Here is a 19,017-nt window from a genome sequence, read left to right as displayed (position 1 = left end):
AAGTCCTCGCAAGTGCATAAGTGGTTGGCTGAGCACCGAGCGTGTCGTTCATAGCTGACTACGCGCTGCGGTGGCGGTTCAGGTGGCGAGCGATTCTGTGTGCTCTGGCATTCCTGACTTGGCCAGTTGGAAATCCATGTATTCGTAAGCGATCTGGTGTGCCTGGGCGGTATCGAATGCGTCTCCCGACAGCGCCCCGCGCAGCCACAAACCGTCAATCAGCGCGGCCAGGCCCCGTGCCGCGCTGCGCGCCTGGTCAACAGGCAACACGCGGCGGAACTGGCAACACAGGTTGGAATACAGACGGTGATCGTTGATCCGCTGCAACCTGTGCAATGACGGGTGATGCATGCTGGTGGCCCAGAAGGCCAACCAGGTTTTCATCGCCGGACCGTTGACCTGGCTGGCGTCGAAGTTGCCTTCGATGATCACCTTCAGGTGAGCTCGCGGGCTCGAATCCGTCAGCGCTTGGCGACGCGCGGTGACGTTCTCGCTCAGGACACTCATCAGGTACTGGGCCGTCGCCGCGATCAGGCCATTCTTGTCCTGAAAGTAGTGACTGATGATGCCGTTCGAAACACCGGCCAAACGGGCGATCAGCGCAATGCTGGCGTCCCCCATTCCGACCTGATCGACCGCCTGCAAGGTGGCTTCGATCAATTGCTGGCGGCGGATGGGTTGCATACCGACCTTGGGCATCTGCAAATCTCCTTGGGCCATCGGGCGGACGAGTTCGGTCCGCCTTCATGAGGGCCAGTCTATTTTGTTTTGATTGAACGTTCAATCAACAAAGAATAAGCTCTGCGACAATTCGTCGCGATTTACCGAAATTTCCTACGCGTAAATGGCGCGGAAGCGAGACATCAAGGACCCAAGACCCGCGCATGACGGGGGCGAGGGCTCCAAGGGTGTCTTTATAACACCCGCCGGTCGGCTGCCCACTCACCGATTGGTCGGGTATCGCGTTGCCTTGTCCTTCTCTCGCACTGCCTGGAGCATCCGTGCAATGAGTTCTGCCTTGCTAATAAAGACCCCGCCGCAAAAGGTGACGGTCAACGGTTGGGTGTTCTACACCTCCACCGCGCTGATCCTGCTGCTCACCGCCATATTGATCATTGCGCCACAGGAGGCCGGCCGGTTGCTCGGCATTGCCCAGGCGTGGCTGTCCCGCAGCTTCGGCTGGTACTACATGGTGGTGATCGCCGCCTACCTGGTGTTCGTGGTGGGCCTGGCGCTTTCCTCCTACGGCAAACTCAAGCTGGGCAGCAAGCACGACACGCCGGACTTCAGCTACGGCGCCTGGGCCGGGATGCTGTTTTCGTCGGGCATTGGCATTTCCTTGTTGTACTTTGGTGCGTCCGAGCCGCTGGATCATTTCTTCAACCCGCCCGAAGGCGTGGCCGGCAGCCAGATGGCCGCGCGCCAGGCCGTGCAGTTGACGTTCTTGCACTGGGGCCTGCATGGCTGGGCGATCTATGCCCTGGTGGGCCTGGCCGTGGCGTATTTCGCCTACCGGCACAACCAACCGCTGGCGCTGCGCTCGGCCTTGTATCCATTGGTGGGCGAGCGCTGGGTCAAGGGCGCGGCGGGTCATGCCGTAGACGGTTTCGGCATGTTCGTCACGTTGCTGGGGCTGGTGACCAACCTGGGGATCGGTTCGCTGCAAGTCGCGTCCGGGCTGGAAAACCTGTTCGGCATCGAGCACAGCAACACCAACCTGCTGATCGTGATCATTGTGATGAGCACCGTGGCGACCATCGCCGCTGTCTCGGGCGTGGAAAACGGCATTCGCCGGCTGTCCAACCTGAACATCGTGTTGTTCAGCGGCTTGCTGATCTTCGTGTTGTTGTTCGGTCCGACCCTGCACCTGCTCAACGGTTTCGTGCAGAACGTCGGTGACTACCTCAACGGCGTGATTCTCAAGACGTTCGACCTGTATGTGTATGTCGACGACAGCGCCAAGTCCGACCGCTGGCTGGGTCTGTGGACCCTGTTCTACTGGGCCTGGTGGATTTCCTGGGCGCCTTTCGTCGGCATGTTCATCGCGCGGATTTCCCGTGGGCGTACCGTGCGCGAACTGGTGGCGGGCGTGTTGCTGATTCCCCTGGGCTTTACATTGGCGTGGCTGTCGATCTTCGGTAACTCGGCCCTGGACCTGGTGATGAATCAAGGGGCGGTGGAACTGGGCAAGACGGCGCTGACCCAGCCGTCCATGTCGATCTATCAGTTGCTGGAGTTTTACCCAGCCTCGAAAGTCGTGATCGGCGTGTCGATCTTCGTCGGTTTCGTGTTGTTCCTGACCCCGGCCGACTCCGGCGCGGTGATGATGGCGAACCTTTCGTGCAAGGGCGGCAGTGTCGATGAAGATGCACCGCACTGGTTGCGGATTTTCTGGTCGGTGGTCATCACGCTGGTAACCGTTGGCCTGTTGTTCGCCGGTAACTTCGAGGCGATGCAGACCATGGTGGTGCTGGCCGGATTGCCGTTCTCGGTGGTGCTGGTGGTCTTCATGTTCGGGCTGCACAAGGCCATGCGCCAGGATGTGCAGGCTGAGCAGGAGCGGGCGGAGTTGGCGGCGCTGGGTCGGGTCTTTAGCTGACCCGTTCGATAGTTGTGAACACTGTTGTGGCGAGGGGATTTATCCCCGCTGGAGTGCGCAGCGCTCCCAAAGCCATTGGGGCTGCTGCGCAACCCAGCGGGGATAAATCCCCTCGCCACAAGAGCATTTCAATTCTTGTTTCTGCGCAGACAAAAACGCCGCGATCATCTCGCGGCGTTTTTGTCTGCGTGGGGCTTAGCCCAGGTTCTTGCCGAGCAGCGCGTGGTACAGCTCGCTGTCACCGAGGATGCCGACGACTTTCTGGTTGTCATGCAGCACCAGCTTGTTGCCGGTCTGGTAGCGGATCTGCAAGGCATCGCGCATGCCGATATTCGAATCCACCAGCGTCGGGCGGCGGCCCAGGCCTTCGACGGCTTGGCCCGGCGCCCAGTTCTGCAAGTCCAGCGCGGCGCCGTTCTGCCGGGCGCCCTTGATGGTATTGCCTTCGGCCAGGTCGAGCCAGGAGTCACCGCCCGGGTCCAGGCATACCGAACCGTTGATGCGCTTGCAGTTGTCCAGGGTGCGCATCAGGCTGCGACCGCAGAGCACGTTGAGCGGGTTGGTATGGGCGACGAATGTACGCACGTAATCGTCCGCCGGGTTGAGCACAATCTCTTCTGGCTTGCTGTACTGGATGATCCGGCCGTCTTTCATGATCGCGATACGGCTGCCCAGCTTCAGGGCTTCGTCGAGGTCGTGGCTGACGAACACGATGGTCTTGCTCAGCTTGCGTTGCAGCTCCAGCAGTTCGTCCTGCAAGCCCTGGCGGATCAGCGGGTCGAGTGCCGAGAACGGTTCGTCCATCAGCAGGATGTCGGCGTCCATCGCCAGGGCGCGGGCCAGGCCGACCCGTTGCTGCATGCCGCCGGACAATTCGTCAGGCTTCTTGTTGCGCCACTGGGTCAGGCCCACCAGCTCAAGCTTCTCATCCACCAGCTTCTTGCGTTCCTTCTCCGGTCGGCCCTGCATTTCCAGGCCGAAGCTGATGTTCTCGCGCACCGTCAGCCAAGGCATCAGGGCGAATTTCTGGAACACCATGGCGATGCGTTTGGTGCGCATCATCTTCAGTTCGGCGGGGGTGCAGGAGGCGATGTCGATCTGCCGGCCTTCGTGCTCGACGAACAATTTGCCGCGACTCACCGTGTTCAAGCCGTTGATGCAACGCAGCAGGCTGGATTTGCCGGAACCGGACAGGCCCATCAGCACACAGATCTCGCCTTTTTCGATGTCGAGGCTGGCCTTTTCCACACCGACGATCTGCCCGGTCTTCTTCAGGATTTCATTGCGGGTCATGCCCTTGTCGAGCAGCTTGAGGGCTTCGCGTGGATCTTTGGCAAAGATCACGTCGACCTCTTCGAAGCGGATTATGCTCATGCGTCACCCCCTACTTTGGCGTCGGGTTGTTTGCAGATTCGGTCGAGCATGATCGCCAGCAATACGATCGCCAGGCCGGCTTCGAAGCCCAGGGCGATATCAGCGGTGTTCAGTGCGTTGACCACAGGTTTGCCCAGGCCGTCGGCGCCCACCAGTGCCGCGATTACCACCATCGACAACGACAGCATGATGCACTGGGTGATACCGGCCGCGATGCTTGGCATTGCGTGGGGCAGTTCGATGCGCGACAGCAGTTGGCGACGGGAACAGCCGAAGGCTTTGCCGGCGTCCATCAGTTCTTCCGGAACGTCGCGGATGCCCAGGTAGGTCAGGCGGATGGGGGCGGCAATCGCGAACACCACCGTGGAGATCAAGCCTGGGACCACACCCAGACCGAAGAGAGTCAGGGTAGGAATGAGGTAGACGAAGGTCGGTACGGTCTGCATCAGATCGAGTACGGGACGCATCAGGGTGTAGAACATCGGCTTGTGCGCGGCAACAATGCCCAGCGGCACGCCGATCAGCACGCAGACCAGGGTCGCGAACAGCACCTGGGCGAGGGTTTCCATGGTCTCTTGCCAGTAACCCAGATTGAGGATCAGCAAGAAGGACGCGATGACGAAAACGGTCAGGCCCCATTTGCGCTGGATGAAGTGCGCCAGTAGCGCAATGAGGCCGATCAGGGCCAGGGGGTTGAACCAGGTCAGCGCAAACGTCACGCCGTGAATCATCGTTTCCAGGAACAGCGCGATTGCGTCGAAAGTGTTGGCGCCGTTTTGCGTCAACCATTCGACAAAGCCCGCGATGTACTGGCCCAAGGGTATTTTCTGATCAATAAGCATGGTAGTGAACGTCCGCATGCAAGGAATAAACAGCCCGGGCGAGCGAACCCGCCCGGCATAAACAAGTTACAGACCGAGCTTGCCTTTCACGGCCTCCAGGCCAGGTTTACCGTCAATGGTGGTGACGCCAGCGAGCCAGGTATCGAGCACCTGTGGATTTTTCTTCAGCCAGGCCTTGGCGGCGGCCTCGGGTTTCATCTTGTCGTCGAGCACGTTGCCCATCAGCGTGCTTTCCATGTCGACGGTGAACTCCAGGTTTTTCAACAGCTGGCCAACGTTGCTGCATTCCTGGCTGTAGCCTTTGCGGGTGTTGGTCGCCACGGTAGCGGCGCCGAAGTCGGGGCCGAAGAAGTCGTCGCCGCCGGTCAGGTACTGGATTTTGAAGCGGGTATTCATCGGATGCGGCGCCCAGCCGAGGAACACCACGTCGGTCCCGCGCTTGGAGGCGCGATCGACCTGGGAGAGCATGCCGGCCTCACTGGACTCGACGACCTTGAAGCCCGCGTCCTTCAGACCGAAGGCGTTCTTCTCGATCATGCTCTGGATCAGGCGGTTGCCGTCGTTGCCCGGTTCGATCCCGTAGATCTTGCCGTCGAGCTCTTTCTTGAATTTAGGGATGTCGGCGAAATCGTGCAGGCCTTTGTCATACAGGGCCTGGGGAACGGCGAGGGTGTATTTGGCACCCTTGAGGTTGGTGCGCACGGTTTCCACGGTGCCGGCTTCGCGATAGGCCTTGATGTCGTTTTCCATGGTCGGCATCCAGTTGCCGAGGAACACGTCCATGTTCTTGCCATCGGCCAGGGACTTGTAGGTCACCGGCACCGAAATCATCGTGGTCTTGGTCTTGTAGCCGAGGGCATCGAGCACCACGCTGGTGGTGGCGGTGGTTACGGTGATGTCGGTCCAGCCGACATCGGAGAAGTTGACGGTGCTGCATTGAGCGGGCTCTGCAGCGTTGGCCAGCATTGGAAGACTCAGCATGGCGGCCAACAACAACGGCTTGGAACCTTTCATGGGTGGACTCCTGGTGTTTTATTGGCAGTGTCCGGTCGGGACAACCGCGCTTTTTTGCTTTTTTTAAGTTGCGGTTGGTGGCGCGTGAGCACGCTTTGTGACACGCGGCCTTGCAAACGAGCCGTAACCGATCATGTACCAGTGCAAATCCGACGCCTACAGGGTGAGTCGTATCCAGTACAGGGAGGGTCGCATCCAGTGTTGGTGACGTCGTTTACAGATTTTTTCGGCCCTCGGCTGGCTTCTGACACGCAAAAAAACGTCGTAAAACCCGGGCGACAAGGACGCGGCGCTGGTGGGCATGATTGCGTCGGTGTCAGACGTCGAAAGCCCATTCAAAAGCCGGATGATGCGGCCATCCCGGCGTTGAGCGTAGCAGCTCCGCCACCGGGCGCTCCTGCGCCCGGATGTGACCGTTCTGGAGATTCAAGGCAATGGCAATCAGCGTATTCGACCTGTTCAAGATTGGTATCGGCCCATCCAGTTCCCACACCGTGGGGCCGATGCGCGCCGCGGCGCTGTTTCTTGAAGCGTTGCGCGCGAAGTCGCTGCTGCACGAGGTGCGCCGGGTCGAGGTGCAGCTGTTCGGTTCGTTGTCGGCCACCGGCATTGGCCACGGCAGCGATACCGCCACGATCATGGGGTTGATGGGTGAATGGCCCGACTCGATCGACCCGTCGCAGATCGGCACGCGCATCGAGCTGCTGCGCGAGACCGAGACCCTGTTGCTCGATGGTCGCCTGCCGGTGCCTTTCGTCTGGTCCCGGGACATGCGCCTGCTCGACGAAAACCTGCCGTTCCACCCCAACGCGATGACGCTGGTAGCCGAGGGCGACAACGGCGAGCTGCACCGCGATACCTATTATTCGGTCGGCGGCGGATTCGTCGTCGACCAGGCCCAGGCTTCCAGCGGCGTGATGGACCTGGACACCACCGAGTTGCCCTACGACTTTTCCAGCGCCGAGGAGTTGCTCGGGCTGTGCCGCACGCACAATTTGCGGGTGGCTGAATTGATGATGGCCAACGAGAAAGTCTGGCGTTCGGAAGAGGAGATTCGCAGCGGCCTGATGAAACTCTGGCGGGCCATGCAGAGCTGCGTGGAGCAGGGCCTCAAGCATGAAGGCATCTTGCCGGGCGGCTTGAATGTACGTCGGCGGGCGGCCAAATTGCACCGCAGCCTGCAAGAATTGAACAAACCAAACGTGATCGGCTCGACCCTGAGCGCCATGGAGTGGGTCAACCTGTTCGCCCTGGCAGTCAACGAGGAAAACGCCGCCGGTGGGCGCATGGTCACGGCGCCGACCAATGGCGCGGCGGGAATCATTCCGGCGGTGCTGCATTACTTCATGAAGTTCAGCGAGGCGGTCACCGACGCCAACGTCGTGGATTATTTCCTCGGCGCGGCAGCGGTTGGGATCCTGTGCAAGAAAAACGCCTCGATCTCGGGCGCCGAAGTGGGTTGCCAGGGTGAGGTCGGCTCGGCCTGCGCCATGGCGGCGGCGGGCCTGGCGGAAATCCTCGGGGCCTCGCCGGAGCAACTGTGCAACGCGGCGGAAATCGGCCTGGAACACAACCTCGGCCTGACCTGCGATCCGGTGGGCGGCCTGGTCCAGGTGCCGTGCATCGAGCGCAACGCGATCGCTGCGGTGAAAGCCATCAACGCAGCACAAATGGCCTTGCGCGGTGACGGCCAGCATTTCATTTCCCTGGACCGAGTGATCCGCACCATGCGCGATACCGGCGCCGACATGCACGACAAATATAAAGAGACATCGCGGGGCGGGCTGGCGGTCAGTGCGGTGGAGTGTTGATTTTGTGGCGAGGGGATTTATCCCCGTTGGGGCGCGAAGCGGCCCCCTTCGATTTCTTGTGCATCGCGGTGTCTGGATTCAGGGCTGCTCCGCAGCCCAGCGGGGCGGTGCGACGTTTCGCTAAATCCCCTCGCCACAAAAGATTGTAAAACCGCTCGTAAAATGAACACCCGCTCGCAAATGCGCCACCTTTTAGCGCGTCGCAAACAGATAAGGCGTGACTTGTCGGTCACGTCCTCGGACGCTGCGCTACCGTCCGTCCCCGCGCTTGCGGTGACAACCATCGCGCAAACGGCGCAGCCCAGTTACCACAAGTGCTACCGATCTGCTCACAGCCCGCTGTGGTAGGCGCCTGCGGCCCTTGATGGCACTTATAACCCAGCCTCGACAGGCCCCTTATATAGACAGGCCGGCATGTCGTTTTCAGGAGTTATTGAACGCGTATTCAAATTTAGGCATGGCAATTGCTCTATCCCGATAAAGCCCCGTCTCACGCAAGAGAACGGTGGGCAATAACAAGAGCCTCCGCCTGAGGCCATCACCCGCTTTGTGTGAGGAGATACCGCGATGACGACGTCCAACTCCGGGGCCCAACCCCAGAACCGTGCGCCTCAATCCATCGGCTTTCTGCTGCTGGACAATTTCACGCTGATTTCCCTGGCGTCCGCGGTGGAACCGCTACGCATGGCCAACCAACTGTCCGGTCGCGAGCTGTATCGCTGGACTACCCTGACCGTCGATGGCGGCCAGGTCTGGGCCAGTGACGGTTTGCAGATCACGCCGGACGCCTCCATGCACAAGGCGCCGTCCCTGGACACCGTCATCGTCTGCGGCGGCATCGGCATTCAACGCACGGTTACACGCGAACATGTCTCATGGCTGCAAGGCCAGGCCCGTCAGTCTCGTCGCCTTGGCGCGGTCTGCACCGGCAGTTGGGCCCTGGCCTGCGCCGGCCTGCTGGACGGTTTCGATTGCAGCGTGCACTGGGAATGCCTGGCGGCGATGCAGGAAGCCTTTCCACGAGTGTCGATGAGCACGCGCCTGTTCACCCTCGACCGCAACCGTTTCACCAGCTCCGGTGGCACCGCGCCGCTGGACATGATGCTGCACCTGATCAGTCGCGATCACGGTCGCGAGCTGTCGGCGGCAATCTCCGAAATGTTTGTCTACGAGCGTATTCGCAACGAGCAGGACCATCAGCGCGTGCCGCTCAAGCACATGCTTGGTACCAACCAGCCGAAGCTGCAGGAAATCGTCGCGCTGATGGAGGCCAATCTCGAAGAGCCGATCGACCTGGACGAACTGGCGGTGTACGTCGCCGTGTCCCGGCGCCAGCTGGAGCGCCTGTTCCAGAAGTACCTGCATTGCTCGCCGTCGCGCTATTACCTCAAGCTGCGACTGATTCGGGCGCGACAACTGCTCAAGCAGACACCGATGTCGATCATCGAAGTGGCCTCGGTGTGCGGCTTCGTCTCCACCCCGCACTTCTCCAAGTGCTACCGCGAGTACTTCGGCATTCCGCCACGGGATGAGCGCGTCGGTTCCAACACCACGCAACAGGTGGCAATGATGCCGCTGCCGCAGGCGCTGGTGCTGTCGCCGCTGTCCGGCCCGCTGTCGGCGCTGAGCCAGGCGCGCAACGAGTCGACGTTTGCCAGCGTGAGGCTTTAGACCGACAGGCTTCTGTGGCGAGGGAGCTTGCCCCCGCTGGGCCTGCAGGCGCTGTGTAGGAGCTGCCGAGCGAAGCGAGGCTGCGATCTTTCTCCCGACACTTGAGTCTCAAGTGAAGGATTAAAAGATCGCAGGCTGCGCCAGCTCCTACAGAAACCAGGGTCAGCTATGGTTCTGCTGGTATTGCGTCAACGCTGGCAGCAGTTGCTTGTCGATCGCCTGGCGCACGGCCGGAAGGATGGTCGCGCTGCTGGTATACATCTCCTTGACCATCCGCCGCAGTTCATTGGCGCGAGCCCTGTCCAAGCCGCGCACGGCACACTCACAGGCCTGCTCGGCCGTCGAGCCGCTGGGAATCTGCAACCCCAGGGCCTTGAGATGGCCCAACAGGTCTTCCTGGTCGATCAAATCGGCGTACATCATGACGCTTTTCCTTGTTCAGGGATTGGGGTCGTGTCTCGATTCTGGTAGCCACCCGAAGCGGCGGCAAGGGCAAATCGTCGTTCTGTCATGAATGACTATGAACGCGTCGTTTTCGGCTAACTCGCCGGGTCCTGGACTGGGCACACTGGCCCCAAGCTGAATCACGATGGTTTGGTCACCCTCGCGCAACAGCTCCTCCAGTAACGCTCCTGCCCCGATCCTGTCACGGCTTGATCGGGGATTTTTTTTGCCTGTGAAAATCAGGGCGTGATGGGTTGTTTGACAGGGCGCTATCGCGAGCAAGCTCGCTCCCACAGGGGTTCTGTGTCGTTCACAAAATCTAATGTGGGAGCGAGCTTGCTCGCGATGAACGATGACGCGGTTTACCTTTGCAACACCAGAATCCGCGACAACAACTCATCCCGATCCACATAACACCCCTGGAAATGCCGCGCCCCGGTCGCCGGGTCGAAGGCGTTGCGCGCGTGGAGGGTGCGGCGGTTGTCGAAGCACCACAGTTGCCCGGGTTCGAGCCGCTGCATCAGGCGAAAGCGTGGTTCGCGGGTCAGCGCGATGAAGCGGCGGTAGGCGCGATAGAGCCTGGGCATCTGCTCGACCGAGGTGTCGAACGGCCCGCGCAGGAAGTTCGCCATGCGGATCTCCGAGACCTGTCCCAGTGTGTCCAGCGCGATGATCGGTGCCAGGCAGCGGTAGTCGCTGTGGCGGTCCTTGTTGCGGAACTCCACCGGGATCTGGCACAGCGTGTCGAAGGCTTCGGGATCTTCCTGGCGCAGCGCTTCGGCAATGGCGAAGCCGTCGACGAAAATACTTTCGCCACCCACGGCGTCATTCACCAGGCAATGCAGGAATTGCAGGCCCGGCTGCAACTCTCGTGTCGGCAGGTCGCTGTGCAATGGCAGGTTGAAAGCGGTGTAGGCGTTGCTGTCGGCGTCGGCCTTGGATTGCACGTTGAACAGCACACCGAAATTGCTCTCGCGAATGAAGGAAATGCGTTGGGCGATCTGTTTCAGCGAGCCGGGTTCGGTGGGCACGCCTCGTACCTGGGTCAGGCCGATGTCGCGTACCGCCAGCAGCCATTGCAGCAGCGCGCCGGTGTCCTCCATCAGTGCCTGGTAGTCGAACACCGGCAGTTGCAAGTCGTGCTGCCAGAGGTGTCGTTGCGGCTTGCTCGCCAGGCGCTCGGCCCTGGATTGCTCGTCATAGGCGTGGGCGCGCAGCCAGCCCGGGTCGAATTGGCTCTGGTGGCCGTCCTGCCAGGCCACGCACAGGCGCCCTTGATCATCGACGCGGATTTCACCGGGCGCCAAGTCTTCGGGCACATCGACGATTTCCAGGACTTGCTCACGGGTGACGCTGTAGACGCATTGCTGACAAGGGCAGTTGTCACGCAGCCACTGGAGATGAAAGGGGCTGAGGCGACCATCGGCCCAAGTGACGTGAACCCGATCGGCCGACGGTGTCGCAGCGGTCAATGCGTGGACCAGAGGATAGCTGCGGAAGTCGGCAATTGCGGCGGCGGTGTGCATGGCGATCTCCTCGGGATTTTATCGGGCGGGGGGCAGCGCGATGACTCGACCGATATAGGCCGGCGTCGGCAAATCGGATTGGCTGTCGAGCAGGGCTTTGAGTGTGCCCAGGGTCTGTTCGGTGAACGGCGCGGAGCGTGGCCCAGCCAGATCGACGTGAAGCAGCATCTGCTCGTTGCCGGCCAACTCTTTGTCGCCGCCCGCCAGGTGCAGGCTGTGATAGAGATGCAGGCGCTTGGCGTCGTGGCCAATGATGTGCGTGTGCACCTCGACATCGGCGCCGAGCTTCACTTCGTGCAGGTAGTTCAGGTGCAGCTCAAGGGTGAACAGGGAATGGCCGCTGGCTTCGCGACTTTGGCTGTCCAGGCCGAGGCGGTCCATCAGCGCGTCGGTGGCATAGCTGAAGATCAGCAAGTAGAACGCGTCGCGCAAATGGCCGTTGTAGTCGACCCATTCGGGGATAATTCGGGTTTGGTAGGTGGTGAGGGTGGGCATGACTCTGGTTCCGACAGTTGTGGTGACTGGGAGGCCGCTATCGCGAGCAAGCTCGCTCCCACAGGTTTCGTGAACGACACAGCACCAATGTGGGAGCGAGCTTGCTCGCGATGGGGCCAGACTTGCTGGCCCAAAAAACCAAGGTTTACTCGGCGAAGGCCATACCATGCTTTTCCTTGGTGGTCTTCACCGCCTCCAGCACCGCCATCAGGCAATCATCACGATAGCGTTCCAACGCTGAAATGCTGTGCTGCCCCAACTGCTCGCTCGTCCCGTCCACCACATCATCGATCAGCTTTTCGGTCAGCTCCGGCGCCGGCAGGTAGGTCCAGGGCAGTTGCAGCGCCGGGCCGAACTGGGCCATGAAGTGACGCATCCCGGCGTCGCCGCCGGCCAGGGTGTAGGTCAGGAACGTGCCCATGAACGACCAGCGCAACCCGGCGCCAAAACGGATGGCGTCGTCGATTTCACCCGTGGTTGCCACGCCGTCATTGACCAGGTGCAGCGCCTCGCGCCAGAGCGCTTCGAGCAGACGGTCGGCGATGAAACCAGGCACTTCCTTGCGCACGTGCAGCGGCCGCATGCCGAGGGACTCATAGACTTGCATCGCTGCTTGGACGGCTTCGGGCGCGGTGTTCTTGCCACCGACCACTTCCACCAGTGGCAACAGGTAGACGGGGTTGAACGGGTGCCCGACCACGCAGCGTTCCGGATGGGTCGAGCTTTCATAGAATTCACTCGGCAGCAGCCCCGAGGTGCTCGAGCCGATCAATGCGTTCGGCTTGGCGGCGGCGCTGATCTGGCTGTGCAGCTGGAGTTTGAGTTCCAGGCGCTCGGGGGCGCTTTCCTGGATGAAATCGGCGTCGCGCACGCATTCTTCGATGGTCGCGACAAAGCGCAGCCGATCCTGGGAGGCGCCAGGGGCCAGGCCTTGTTTCTCCAGGGCGCCCCAGGCATTGGCGACGCGTTTGCGCAGCGCGGCTTCCGCGCCGGGCGCAGGGTCCCAGGCGACCACGTCGAGGCCATGGGCGAGGGCGCGGCTGACCCAGCCGCTGCCGATGACGCCGCTGCCCAGGGCGGCGAAGGTCTTGATGTCGGTGATGAAGCGCATGGTGGTTTCCTGAAAAGAGTGAAGATCACCTGTGGGAGCGAGCAAGCTCGCTCCCACAGGGGGACGGTGGAGATTCGGCTCAGCCGCGCTGGACCAGACCCATTTTCTTGCGGCCTTCAGCTGGGGTGAGCACGCGGGCGCCAAGGCGGCTGAGGATTTCGCCGGCGCGCTCCACCAGTTGGCCGTTGGTGGCGAGCACGCCTTTGTCCAGCCAGAGGTTGTCTTCCAGCCCGACCCGGACGTTGCCCCCCAGCAGCACCGCCTGGGCCGCCATCGGCATTTGCATGCGACCGATGCCGAAGCCGGCCCACACCGCGTCCGCGGGCAGGTTGTCGACCATGGCTTTCATGGTGGTGGTGTCGGCCGGTGCGCCCCATGGGATACCCAGGCAGAGTTGGAACAGCGGGTTGTCCAGCAGGCCTTCCTTGATCAACTGCTTGGCGAACCACAGGTGCCCGGTGTCGAAGATTTCCAGCTCGGCCTTCACGCCCAACTCAGTGATGCGCTTGGCCCCGGCGCGCAATTGCGCCGGGGTGGAGACGTAAATGGTGTCGCCGTCGCCGAAGTTCAGGGTGCCGCAATCCAGCGTGCAGATTTCCGGCAGTAATTCTTCGACGTGGGCCAGGCGGGTCAGCGGACCCACCAGGTCGGTGTTGGGGCCGAAATCCATCGGGTGCTCACCGCCACCGATTTCCAGGTCGCCGCCCATGCCGGCGGTGAGGTTGACGATGATGTCCACGTCCGCCTCACGGATACGCTCCATCACTTCGCGGTACAACGCCACGTCGCGGCTGAACTTGCCGGTCTGCGGGTCGCGGACGTGGCAGTGGACCACCGTGGCTCCGGCCTTTGCCGCCTCGACGGCAGCCGCCGCGATCTGTTTCGGGGTGACCGGCACGTGGGGGCTCTTGGCGGTCGTGTCGCCAGCACCGGTAAGTGCGCAGGTGATGATGACGTCGTGGTTCATGGTGCGGATTCCTTCAGGCGTGGTGGGTCACCGCGCAGCCGATTGATGCTGCGCAGATGGATAGCGTTGGGTCAGTTGCTGGTGAGTTTCAGGTTGTCGGCGGCGGGCTTGCCGTCGAAGGTGGTCACGCCTTCGAGCCAGCGCTGCTTGTCCTGCGGATGATCCTTGAGCCACTGCCGGGCCGATTCGAGTGGATCCTTGTGATCGAGCAGCGGCTGCATCATCCGGCTCTCGTCTTCGGCGGTGAAGGTCAGGTTGCTCAGCAGGCGACTGACGTTCGGGCACTGCTCGGCGTAGTTCGGCGCGGTGACGGTCCAGACAGTGGCCATGCCTTCGTTCGGACCGAGGGCATCTTCGCTGCCCGTGAGGTAGGTCATCTGCACGTTGACGTTCATCGGGTGCGGCGCCCAGCCGAAGAACACCACGGCTTCCTTGCGCCGCACGGCGCGGTCCACGGCGGCGAGCATGCCGGCCTCGCTGGACTCCACCAACTGGAACTTGCCCAGGCCGAACTGGTTCTTGGCGATCATCGCCTTGATCTGGGTGTTGGCGCCGGAGCCGGGCTCGATGCCATAGATCTTGCCGCCCAGCTCCTTCTCGAACTTGGCGATGTCGGCGAAGGTCTTCAGGCCCTTGTCGGCCAGGTACGTCGGCACGGCAAGGGTGGCGCGGGCGTCCTGGAGGCTGGGCTGCTCCAGCACCTTGACCTGCTTGGCCTGGACGAACGGCGTGATGGTCTGGGTCATCAACGGGTTCCAATAGCCCAGGAACAAATCCAGGCGCTGGTCGCGAATGCCGGCGAAGATGATTTGCTGGGACGCGCTGGTCTGTTTGGTCTTGTAGCCGAGGCCGTCGAGCATCACTTGGGTCAGGGCGCTGGTGGCGATGACGTCGGTCCAGTTGACCACGCCCAGGCGCACGTCCCGGCAGGCGGCGGGTTCGGCCGCCTGGGTAGCCGAGGTCAGGAAAGCGGTACCGGTGAGTGCAAGAACGCAGGAGCTGATCAGTCTTTTCATGTCGGGTTCCTCGGCAGCTTGTTGTTATGGGTTCCGGCATCTGCGCGCCGGTGATGCCAAAGTACGCAGCCGTGGCTTGTTCAAAACGCACAGCGGCGACGTGGTCTTGCACTACAGCGACTCTTGCACTTGAACACCCCTTCCAACTGGCGTATCAAAGTCCGCACGCTGCCCGCCAACCGAGTGCGTTCCATGTCCCAGGATTTCTATTTCTTGTTGATGCCGGGTTTCTCGGCCATCGGTTTCATTTCGGCCATCGAGCCGCTACGGGTCGCCAATCGCTTCCGTGGCGAGCTGTATCGCTGGCATGTGTTGAGCGCCGATGGCGGGGCGGTGTTGGCGAGCAACGGCATGTCGGTCAACGCCGATGCGGCGCTGGAGCCGCTGAAAAAAGGCGCGACGTTATGGGTGGTGGCTGGGTTCGAGCCGTTGAAATTCGTCACTCCGGTGTTGGAGCGCTGGCTGCACAGACTGGACAATGACGGCGTTATCCTCGGCGGCATCGATACCGGCAGCGTGGTACTCGCGGAAGCGGGGTTACTGGACGGGCATCGCGTCACCTTGCATTGGGAAGCGATCGAGGCGTTCAAGGAATCCTATCCACAGCTCAGCGTGACCCAGGAACTCTTCGAGATCGACCGCCGCCGCATTACCTGCGCCGGCGGCACCGCATCCATCGACCTGATGCTCGACCTCATCGGCCAGGCCCACGGTTCGGAATTGGCGATCCAGGTCAGCGAACAATTCGTGCTCGGTCGCATTCGTCCGCGCAAAGATCACCAGCGCATGGAAATCGCCAACCGCTACGGCATTCGCAACAAGAAACTGGTGCATGTGATTGGCGAGATGGAAGCCCACAGCGAGCCACCCCTGACGACCTTGGCGCTGGCCGAATCGATCAATGTCACCCGCCGGCAACTCGAACGCCTGTTCCGCCTGCACCTGAACGACACCCCCAGCGGCTTCTACCTGCGATTGCGCCTGGAAAAGGCCCGGCAACTGCTGCGCCAGACCGACATGAGTGTGCTGGAAGTGAGCATTGCCTGCGGCTTTGAGTCACCGTCGTACTTCACCCGCAGCTACCGGGCTCGGTTTGCCCGGTGTCCGAGGGAGGATCGACGACGGCAGGGGGACGAGCGGGAGGTGGTTTGACGGGCTTATATCCGATCGGCGTGTTTGGCGCTGGAGGACAAGGCTTTACTGATTGGTCGAAGGGGTATCGCAAGCAATAGTGAGCCTGGAAAATTTCCCGTGGCGAGGGAGCTTGCTCCCGCTTGGGGCGCAGCCGCCCTGAAACCGGATACCGCAGTGCAGCAGGTGAACCCTGCAGGCCGGTTTTACGACTGCTGCGCAGCCGAGCGGGAGCAAGCTCCCTCGCCACAGGTACGGTGTTTGTCTTAGGAGATCTATTTCTTCATCAGCGCCGAGCAGGCTGCTTTATAGGCCTCGTGCTGATATTTGTTCAGCGTCGCCGGCAGGGCGAAATCATGTTTCTTGCTCTGGGCGTTGATGGTCTGTGGCGACAGCAGCGTCACCTCGCAACCTTCCAGCAACTGGAACACCCCTTCGATCTTGAAGGTGGTCGGCCCACCGGCGAACTCGCCTTTCTTGCTGCGCTTCTTGATGGCGATGCGCTCGATGCCATTGTCCGTCACGAACGCCCGTACCTGGGCGGCGAAGGCCTTGACGTTCGCGGCTTGATCGTCATCGTCCAGAGCGATCTTCTTGATGTTCAATGCGACGTGGCTCAACGCCTGCTGGTCCAGCGAGGCAACGGCGATGATCGCTTCGCTGCCTTTGATTTCAATGCCGCACGTTTTCATGTGAATTCCTTTGCTGGATGGAGGCGGGCAGCTCTTATAGCTCCAACTGATCAGCATGGATGCCAAAGGCCGCAGCAATTTTCTCGCGGGTGGCCCGGCGAGGCTTGGCGACAGATTCTTGCTGAGCAAACGCGGGTTGAGAAATACCGAGGCGCCTGGCGACCTCATCCTGAGTCAGGTTCAAATGTTCACGCCAGGCGCGTATTGGCGTGGCGCCGTCGACGATACGGCTGACAACCTCATGCGGGATCAGGTCGGGCTCCAGCTTTTGCGCAACGTACTGCGCATACGGAATGACCACGAATGCCGGATTTCCGTCTGCGTCGTTGATGATCTGAATATCAGTAGGTTCGTTCATCGCGTTTCTTGACCTCTTGAATGCTGACGACCTTGATCGCCCCGTCCCAATCGAACATGACTCGATAGCTACCTATCCGCAGGCGGTACGCATAGCCATGGCCAACAAGTGCTTTGACATTCACCACGTCAGGCATCTGGGCGAGCGTCGTAACGGCGTCCCGAACCTGAACCTGATGGACGGAGTGCAATTTCAAAAGCTGCTTAACGGCTTTTCTGGTCCAGTGAATAGTGTTCATGGAAGGATATAAGTCTTTTATAAGATTTGCGAATCCTGACTTATATCCCGTCCAGAGCCAACGCGTGAAAGATGTCTGAATATTGCCCTCACTCCTGCCCAATCGACTCCAAAAACTCCGACCGGTCATCACTCACCTGGGCCATGCAGTCGTTTTCGGCGATTTTGTAGGCGTCGCTGCCGGGCTTGGCCGGGAAGGCGGCGATGGCGCAATCGGCGTCGCGCTGTTTTTGCCAGAGTTGCTGGGCGGCCTTGATTTTGTCGGTGATGTCGTTGAGCTGGGCCTTGTCGCTGGCGTAGCGGGTCTGCAGCCGCTCATTGAGGCTTTGCAGGTTTTCGTTGAGCAACTGCTCGGCAGCCTTTTTTCCATACGCCGAGCAGGCCAGGGTCTGGACGTCGTTTTCAACTTCGTCGCAGGGGTTGGGCTCGGTGTCTTCGGTCGCATGGGCGACGGTGCTGATCAATGCCAGGGCAAGAAGAATCGATTTCATCGGGTTGTCGCTCAAATCCAGTGAAAGCCAGTGGTGACGCGGATTCTGGCGCAAGCGCCGGGTAAATAACAGATGGTCGGAGGGGGGGCGTTGCAGCCCATTGTCGCGGATTGACGCTTTCGGCAATTCCCCTGTCGTTTTTGCACCCGGTCGCCACCGCCCTCCGGCATATGCTGGCCCCAAAGCGCCGGCACACGATTCGGCGCATGAATCGCCAACAAGGGGACTGCCTGATGAGCCCAGCCGAATTGCACGCCGACAGCATCGTTATCGACGGGCTGATCATTGCCAAGTGGAACCGCGACCTGTTCGAAGACATGCGCAAGGGCGGCCTGACCGCAGCCAACTGCACCGTGTCGGTGTGGGAAGGTTTCCAGGCCACCATCAACAACATCGTTGCCAGCCAGAAACTGATCCGCGAGAACAGCGACCTGGTGATCCCGGTGAAAACCACCGCTGATATCCGTCGTGCCAAGGAGCAGGGCAAGACCGGCATCATCTTCGGCTTCCAGAACGCCCACGCCTTCGAAGACCAGCTCGGCTATGTCGAGATCTTCAAGCAGCTCGGCGTGGGCGTGGTGCAGATGTGCTACAACACCCAGAACCTGGTAGGCACCGGTTGCTACGAGCGCGACGGCGGCCTGTCGGGCTTCGGCCGCGAAATCGTCGCCGAGATGAACCGCGTCGGCATCATGTGCGACCTGTCCCACGTCGGTTCCAAGACCTCCGAAGAAGTCATCCTCGAATCGAAGAAACCGGTCTGCTACTCCCACTGCCTGCCGTCCGGCCTGAAGGAGCACCCGCGCAACAAATCCGATGAAGAGCTGAAGTTCATTGCCGACCACGGCGGTTTCGTCGGCGTGACCATGTTCGCGCCGTTCCTGGCCAAGGGCATCGATTCGACCATCGACGACTACGCCGAAGCCATCGAATACACCATGAACATCGTCGGCGAGGACGCCATCGGCATCGGCACCGACTTCACCCAGGGCCACGGCCAGGACTTCTTCGAAATGCTGACCCACGACAAGGGCTACGCCCGTCGTCTGACCAGCTTCGGCAAGATCATCAACCCCCTGGGCATCCGCACCGTGGGCGAATTCCCGAACCTCACCGAGACGCTGCTCAAGCGCGGCCATCCTGAGCGGGTGGTGCGCAAGATCATGGGGGAAAACTGGGTCAACGTTCTCAAGGACGTCTGGGGCGAATAAACCCCGCTGCATCACTGAATCCTTTAC

19 protein-coding genes are annotated in these 19,017 nt (G+C 61.1%); 5 read left to right on the top strand and 14 right to left on the bottom strand.

The window, feature by feature from the left end; all coding sequences use genetic code 11:
* Positions 1 to 78: 78 nt before the first annotated feature.
* Positions 79 to 699 carry a transcriptional regulator BetI gene (betI, locus tag KSS97_RS26950; protein WP_030137836.1) on the bottom strand — a complete coding sequence of 207 codons (621 nt, stop codon included), beginning with the start codon at positions 697 to 699 and terminating at the stop codon, positions 79 to 81.
* A 364-nt stretch (positions 700 to 1,063) separates the two neighbouring features.
* Here betI and KSS97_RS26945 point away from each other — a divergent pair, with 364 nt between their 5' ends.
* Entirely contained in the window at positions 1,064 to 2,599 is a 1,536-nt protein-coding gene (locus KSS97_RS26945; protein ID WP_187293291.1) for a BCCT family transporter, read from the top strand.
* A gap of 195 nt (positions 2,600 to 2,794) precedes the next feature.
* Here the strand turns inward: KSS97_RS26945 and choV are convergent, their stop codons facing one another.
* The 3 genes from choV to KSS97_RS26930 form a co-directional block, all read right to left on the bottom strand.
* Entirely contained in the window at positions 2,795 to 3,973 is a 1,179-nt protein-coding gene (gene choV / locus KSS97_RS26940) for a choline ABC transporter ATP-binding protein (protein WP_030137834.1), read from the bottom strand.
* Entirely contained in the window at positions 3,970 to 4,815 is an 846-nt protein-coding gene (choW, locus tag KSS97_RS26935) for a choline ABC transporter permease subunit (RefSeq protein ID WP_030137833.1), read from the bottom strand. The genes choV and choW overlap by 4 nt, the downstream gene beginning before the upstream one ends.
* A 66-nt stretch (positions 4,816 to 4,881) precedes the next feature.
* Positions 4,882 to 5,829: a choline ABC transporter substrate-binding protein gene (locus KSS97_RS26930; RefSeq protein ID WP_030137832.1), complete on the bottom strand. Its 948-nt coding sequence runs from the start codon at positions 5,827 to 5,829 to the stop codon at positions 4,882 to 4,884.
* Between the two features lie 434 nt (positions 5,830 to 6,263).
* On the opposite strand from KSS97_RS26930, the gene KSS97_RS26925 reads away from it, so the two are divergent.
* Both KSS97_RS26925 and gbdR read left to right on the top strand, forming a co-directional pair.
* On the top strand, positions 6,264 to 7,640 hold the full coding sequence (locus KSS97_RS26925) for an L-serine ammonia-lyase (protein ID WP_030137831.1): 1,377 nt from the start codon (positions 6,264 to 6,266) through the stop codon (positions 7,638 to 7,640).
* Positions 7,641 to 8,207: 567 nt separating this feature from the next.
* Positions 8,208 to 9,311, top strand: a complete 1,104-nt coding sequence (gene gbdR / locus KSS97_RS26920) for a choline metabolism transcriptional regulator GbdR (RefSeq protein WP_030137830.1) — start codon at positions 8,208 to 8,210, stop codon at positions 9,309 to 9,311.
* A 162-nt stretch (positions 9,312 to 9,473) separates the two neighbouring features.
* On the opposite strand, the gene KSS97_RS26915 is transcribed toward gbdR, so the two are convergent.
* The 6 genes from KSS97_RS26915 to KSS97_RS26890 all read right to left on the bottom strand — a co-directional run bounded on the left by KSS97_RS26915 (position 9,474) and on the right by KSS97_RS26890 (position 14,870).
* Positions 9,474 to 9,734, bottom strand: a complete 261-nt coding sequence (locus KSS97_RS26915; RefSeq protein ID WP_217860522.1) for a hypothetical protein — start codon at positions 9,732 to 9,734, stop codon at positions 9,474 to 9,476.
* A 383-nt stretch (positions 9,735 to 10,117) separates the two neighbouring features.
* A complete protein-coding gene (locus KSS97_RS26910) occupies positions 10,118 to 11,281 on the bottom strand; it encodes a gamma-butyrobetaine dioxygenase (protein WP_217860521.1) in 1,164 nt (387 codons plus the stop codon).
* Between the two features lie 18 nt (positions 11,282 to 11,299).
* The gene (locus KSS97_RS26905; protein WP_030137827.1) at positions 11,300 to 11,776 is read right to left on the bottom strand and encodes a thioesterase family protein; all 477 of its coding nucleotides are present in this window, start codon (positions 11,774 to 11,776) and stop codon (positions 11,300 to 11,302) included.
* A gap of 145 nt (positions 11,777 to 11,921) precedes the next feature.
* Positions 11,922 to 12,887: an L-carnitine dehydrogenase gene (locus KSS97_RS26900; RefSeq protein WP_217860520.1), complete on the bottom strand. Its 966-nt coding sequence runs from the start codon at positions 12,885 to 12,887 to the stop codon at positions 11,922 to 11,924.
* A gap of 79 nt (positions 12,888 to 12,966) precedes the next feature.
* Positions 12,967 to 13,854, bottom strand: coding sequence for a 3-dehydrocarnitine:acetyl-CoA trimethylamine transferase CdhC (gene cdhC, locus KSS97_RS26895; RefSeq protein WP_217860519.1), 888 nt, complete (start codon positions 13,852 to 13,854; stop codon positions 12,967 to 12,969).
* Positions 13,855 to 13,925: 71 nt separating this feature from the next.
* Complete coding sequence (locus tag KSS97_RS26890) at positions 13,926 to 14,870, bottom strand: choline ABC transporter substrate-binding protein (RefSeq protein ID WP_030139301.1); 945 nt, start codon at positions 14,868 to 14,870, stop codon at positions 13,926 to 13,928.
* Between the two features lie 192 nt (positions 14,871 to 15,062).
* On the opposite strand from KSS97_RS26890, the gene KSS97_RS26885 reads away from it, so the two are divergent.
* The gene (locus KSS97_RS26885; protein WP_217862111.1) at positions 15,063 to 16,022 is read left to right on the top strand and encodes a GlxA family transcriptional regulator; all 960 of its coding nucleotides are present in this window, start codon (positions 15,063 to 15,065) and stop codon (positions 16,020 to 16,022) included.
* Between the two features lie 254 nt (positions 16,023 to 16,276).
* Here KSS97_RS26885 and KSS97_RS26880 read toward each other — a convergent pair whose 3' ends face one another.
* The 4 genes from KSS97_RS26880 to KSS97_RS26865 form a co-directional block, all read right to left on the bottom strand.
* The gene (locus KSS97_RS26880; RefSeq protein ID WP_198796841.1) at positions 16,277 to 16,693 is read right to left on the bottom strand and encodes a DUF3010 family protein; all 417 of its coding nucleotides are present in this window, start codon (positions 16,691 to 16,693) and stop codon (positions 16,277 to 16,279) included.
* A gap of 34 nt (positions 16,694 to 16,727) precedes the next feature.
* The gene (locus KSS97_RS26875; protein WP_030139304.1) at positions 16,728 to 17,051 is read right to left on the bottom strand and encodes a helix-turn-helix domain-containing protein; all 324 of its coding nucleotides are present in this window, start codon (positions 17,049 to 17,051) and stop codon (positions 16,728 to 16,730) included.
* Positions 17,035 to 17,289, bottom strand: a complete 255-nt coding sequence (locus tag KSS97_RS26870; RefSeq protein ID WP_217860518.1) for a type II toxin-antitoxin system RelE family toxin — start codon at positions 17,287 to 17,289, stop codon at positions 17,035 to 17,037. The genes KSS97_RS26875 and KSS97_RS26870 overlap by 17 nt, the downstream gene beginning before the upstream one ends.
* 88 nt (positions 17,290 to 17,377) lie before the next feature.
* Positions 17,378 to 17,779, bottom strand: a complete 402-nt coding sequence (locus KSS97_RS26865; protein ID WP_217862109.1) for a lysozyme inhibitor LprI family protein — start codon at positions 17,777 to 17,779, stop codon at positions 17,378 to 17,380.
* Positions 17,780 to 18,012: 233 nt separating this feature from the next.
* Between KSS97_RS26865 and KSS97_RS26860 the strand changes: the two genes are divergently transcribed.
* A complete protein-coding gene (locus KSS97_RS26860; RefSeq protein ID WP_030139307.1) occupies positions 18,013 to 18,990 on the top strand; it encodes a dipeptidase in 978 nt (325 codons plus the stop codon).
* The last annotated feature ends 27 nt before the right edge of the window (positions 18,991 to 19,017 follow it).

Origin of the sequence: Pseudomonas alvandae, assembly GCF_019141525.1 — a bacterium.
Taxonomy (GTDB): domain Bacteria; phylum Pseudomonadota; class Gammaproteobacteria; order Pseudomonadales; family Pseudomonadaceae; genus Aquipseudomonas; species Aquipseudomonas alvandae.
Note: the sequence above shows the minus strand (reverse complement) of the source record. Positions and strands in the feature narration are given on the sequence as shown.

Coding starts and splice junctions, on each gene's coding strand:
- betI (WP_030137836.1), bottom strand. CDS start 699: ATGCCCAAGGTCGGTATGCAACCCATCCGCCGCCAGCAATTGATCGAA.
- choV (WP_030137834.1), bottom strand. CDS start 3,973: ATGAGCATAATCCGCTTCGAAGAGGTCGACGTGATCTTTGCCAAAGAT.
- choW (WP_030137833.1), bottom strand. CDS start 4,815: ATGCTTATTGATCAGAAAATACCCTTGGGCCAGTACATCGCGGGCTTT.
- KSS97_RS26930 (WP_030137832.1), bottom strand. CDS start 5,829: ATGAAAGGTTCCAAGCCGTTGTTGTTGGCCGCCATGCTGAGTCTTCCA.
- KSS97_RS26925 (WP_030137831.1), top strand. CDS start 6,264: ATGGCAATCAGCGTATTCGACCTGTTCAAGATTGGTATCGGCCCATCC.
- gbdR (WP_030137830.1), top strand. CDS start 8,208: ATGACGACGTCCAACTCCGGGGCCCAACCCCAGAACCGTGCGCCTCAA.
- KSS97_RS26915 (WP_217860522.1), bottom strand. CDS start 9,734: ATGATGTACGCCGATTTGATCGACCAGGAAGACCTGTTGGGCCATCTC.
- KSS97_RS26910 (WP_217860521.1), bottom strand. CDS start 11,281: ATGCACACCGCCGCCGCAATTGCCGACTTCCGCAGCTATCCTCTGGTC.
- KSS97_RS26905 (WP_030137827.1), bottom strand. CDS start 11,776: ATGCCCACCCTCACCACCTACCAAACCCGAATTATCCCCGAATGGGTC.
- KSS97_RS26900 (WP_217860520.1), bottom strand. CDS start 12,887: ATGCGCTTCATCACCGACATCAAGACCTTCGCCGCCCTGGGCAGCGGC.
- cdhC (WP_217860519.1), bottom strand. CDS start 13,854: ATGAACCACGACGTCATCATCACCTGCGCACTTACCGGTGCTGGCGAC.
- KSS97_RS26890 (WP_030139301.1), bottom strand. CDS start 14,870: ATGAAAAGACTGATCAGCTCCTGCGTTCTTGCACTCACCGGTACCGCT.
- KSS97_RS26885 (WP_217862111.1), top strand. CDS start 15,063: ATGTCCCAGGATTTCTATTTCTTGTTGATGCCGGGTTTCTCGGCCATC.
- KSS97_RS26880 (WP_198796841.1), bottom strand. CDS start 16,693: ATGAAAACGTGCGGCATTGAAATCAAAGGCAGCGAAGCGATCATCGCC.
- KSS97_RS26875 (WP_030139304.1), bottom strand. CDS start 17,051: ATGAACGAACCTACTGATATTCAGATCATCAACGACGCAGACGGAAAT.
- KSS97_RS26870 (WP_217860518.1), bottom strand. CDS start 17,289: ATGAACACTATTCACTGGACCAGAAAAGCCGTTAAGCAGCTTTTGAAA.
- KSS97_RS26865 (WP_217862109.1), bottom strand. CDS start 17,779: ATGAAATCGATTCTTCTTGCCCTGGCATTGATCAGCACCGTCGCCCAT.
- KSS97_RS26860 (WP_030139307.1), top strand. CDS start 18,013: ATGAGCCCAGCCGAATTGCACGCCGACAGCATCGTTATCGACGGGCTG.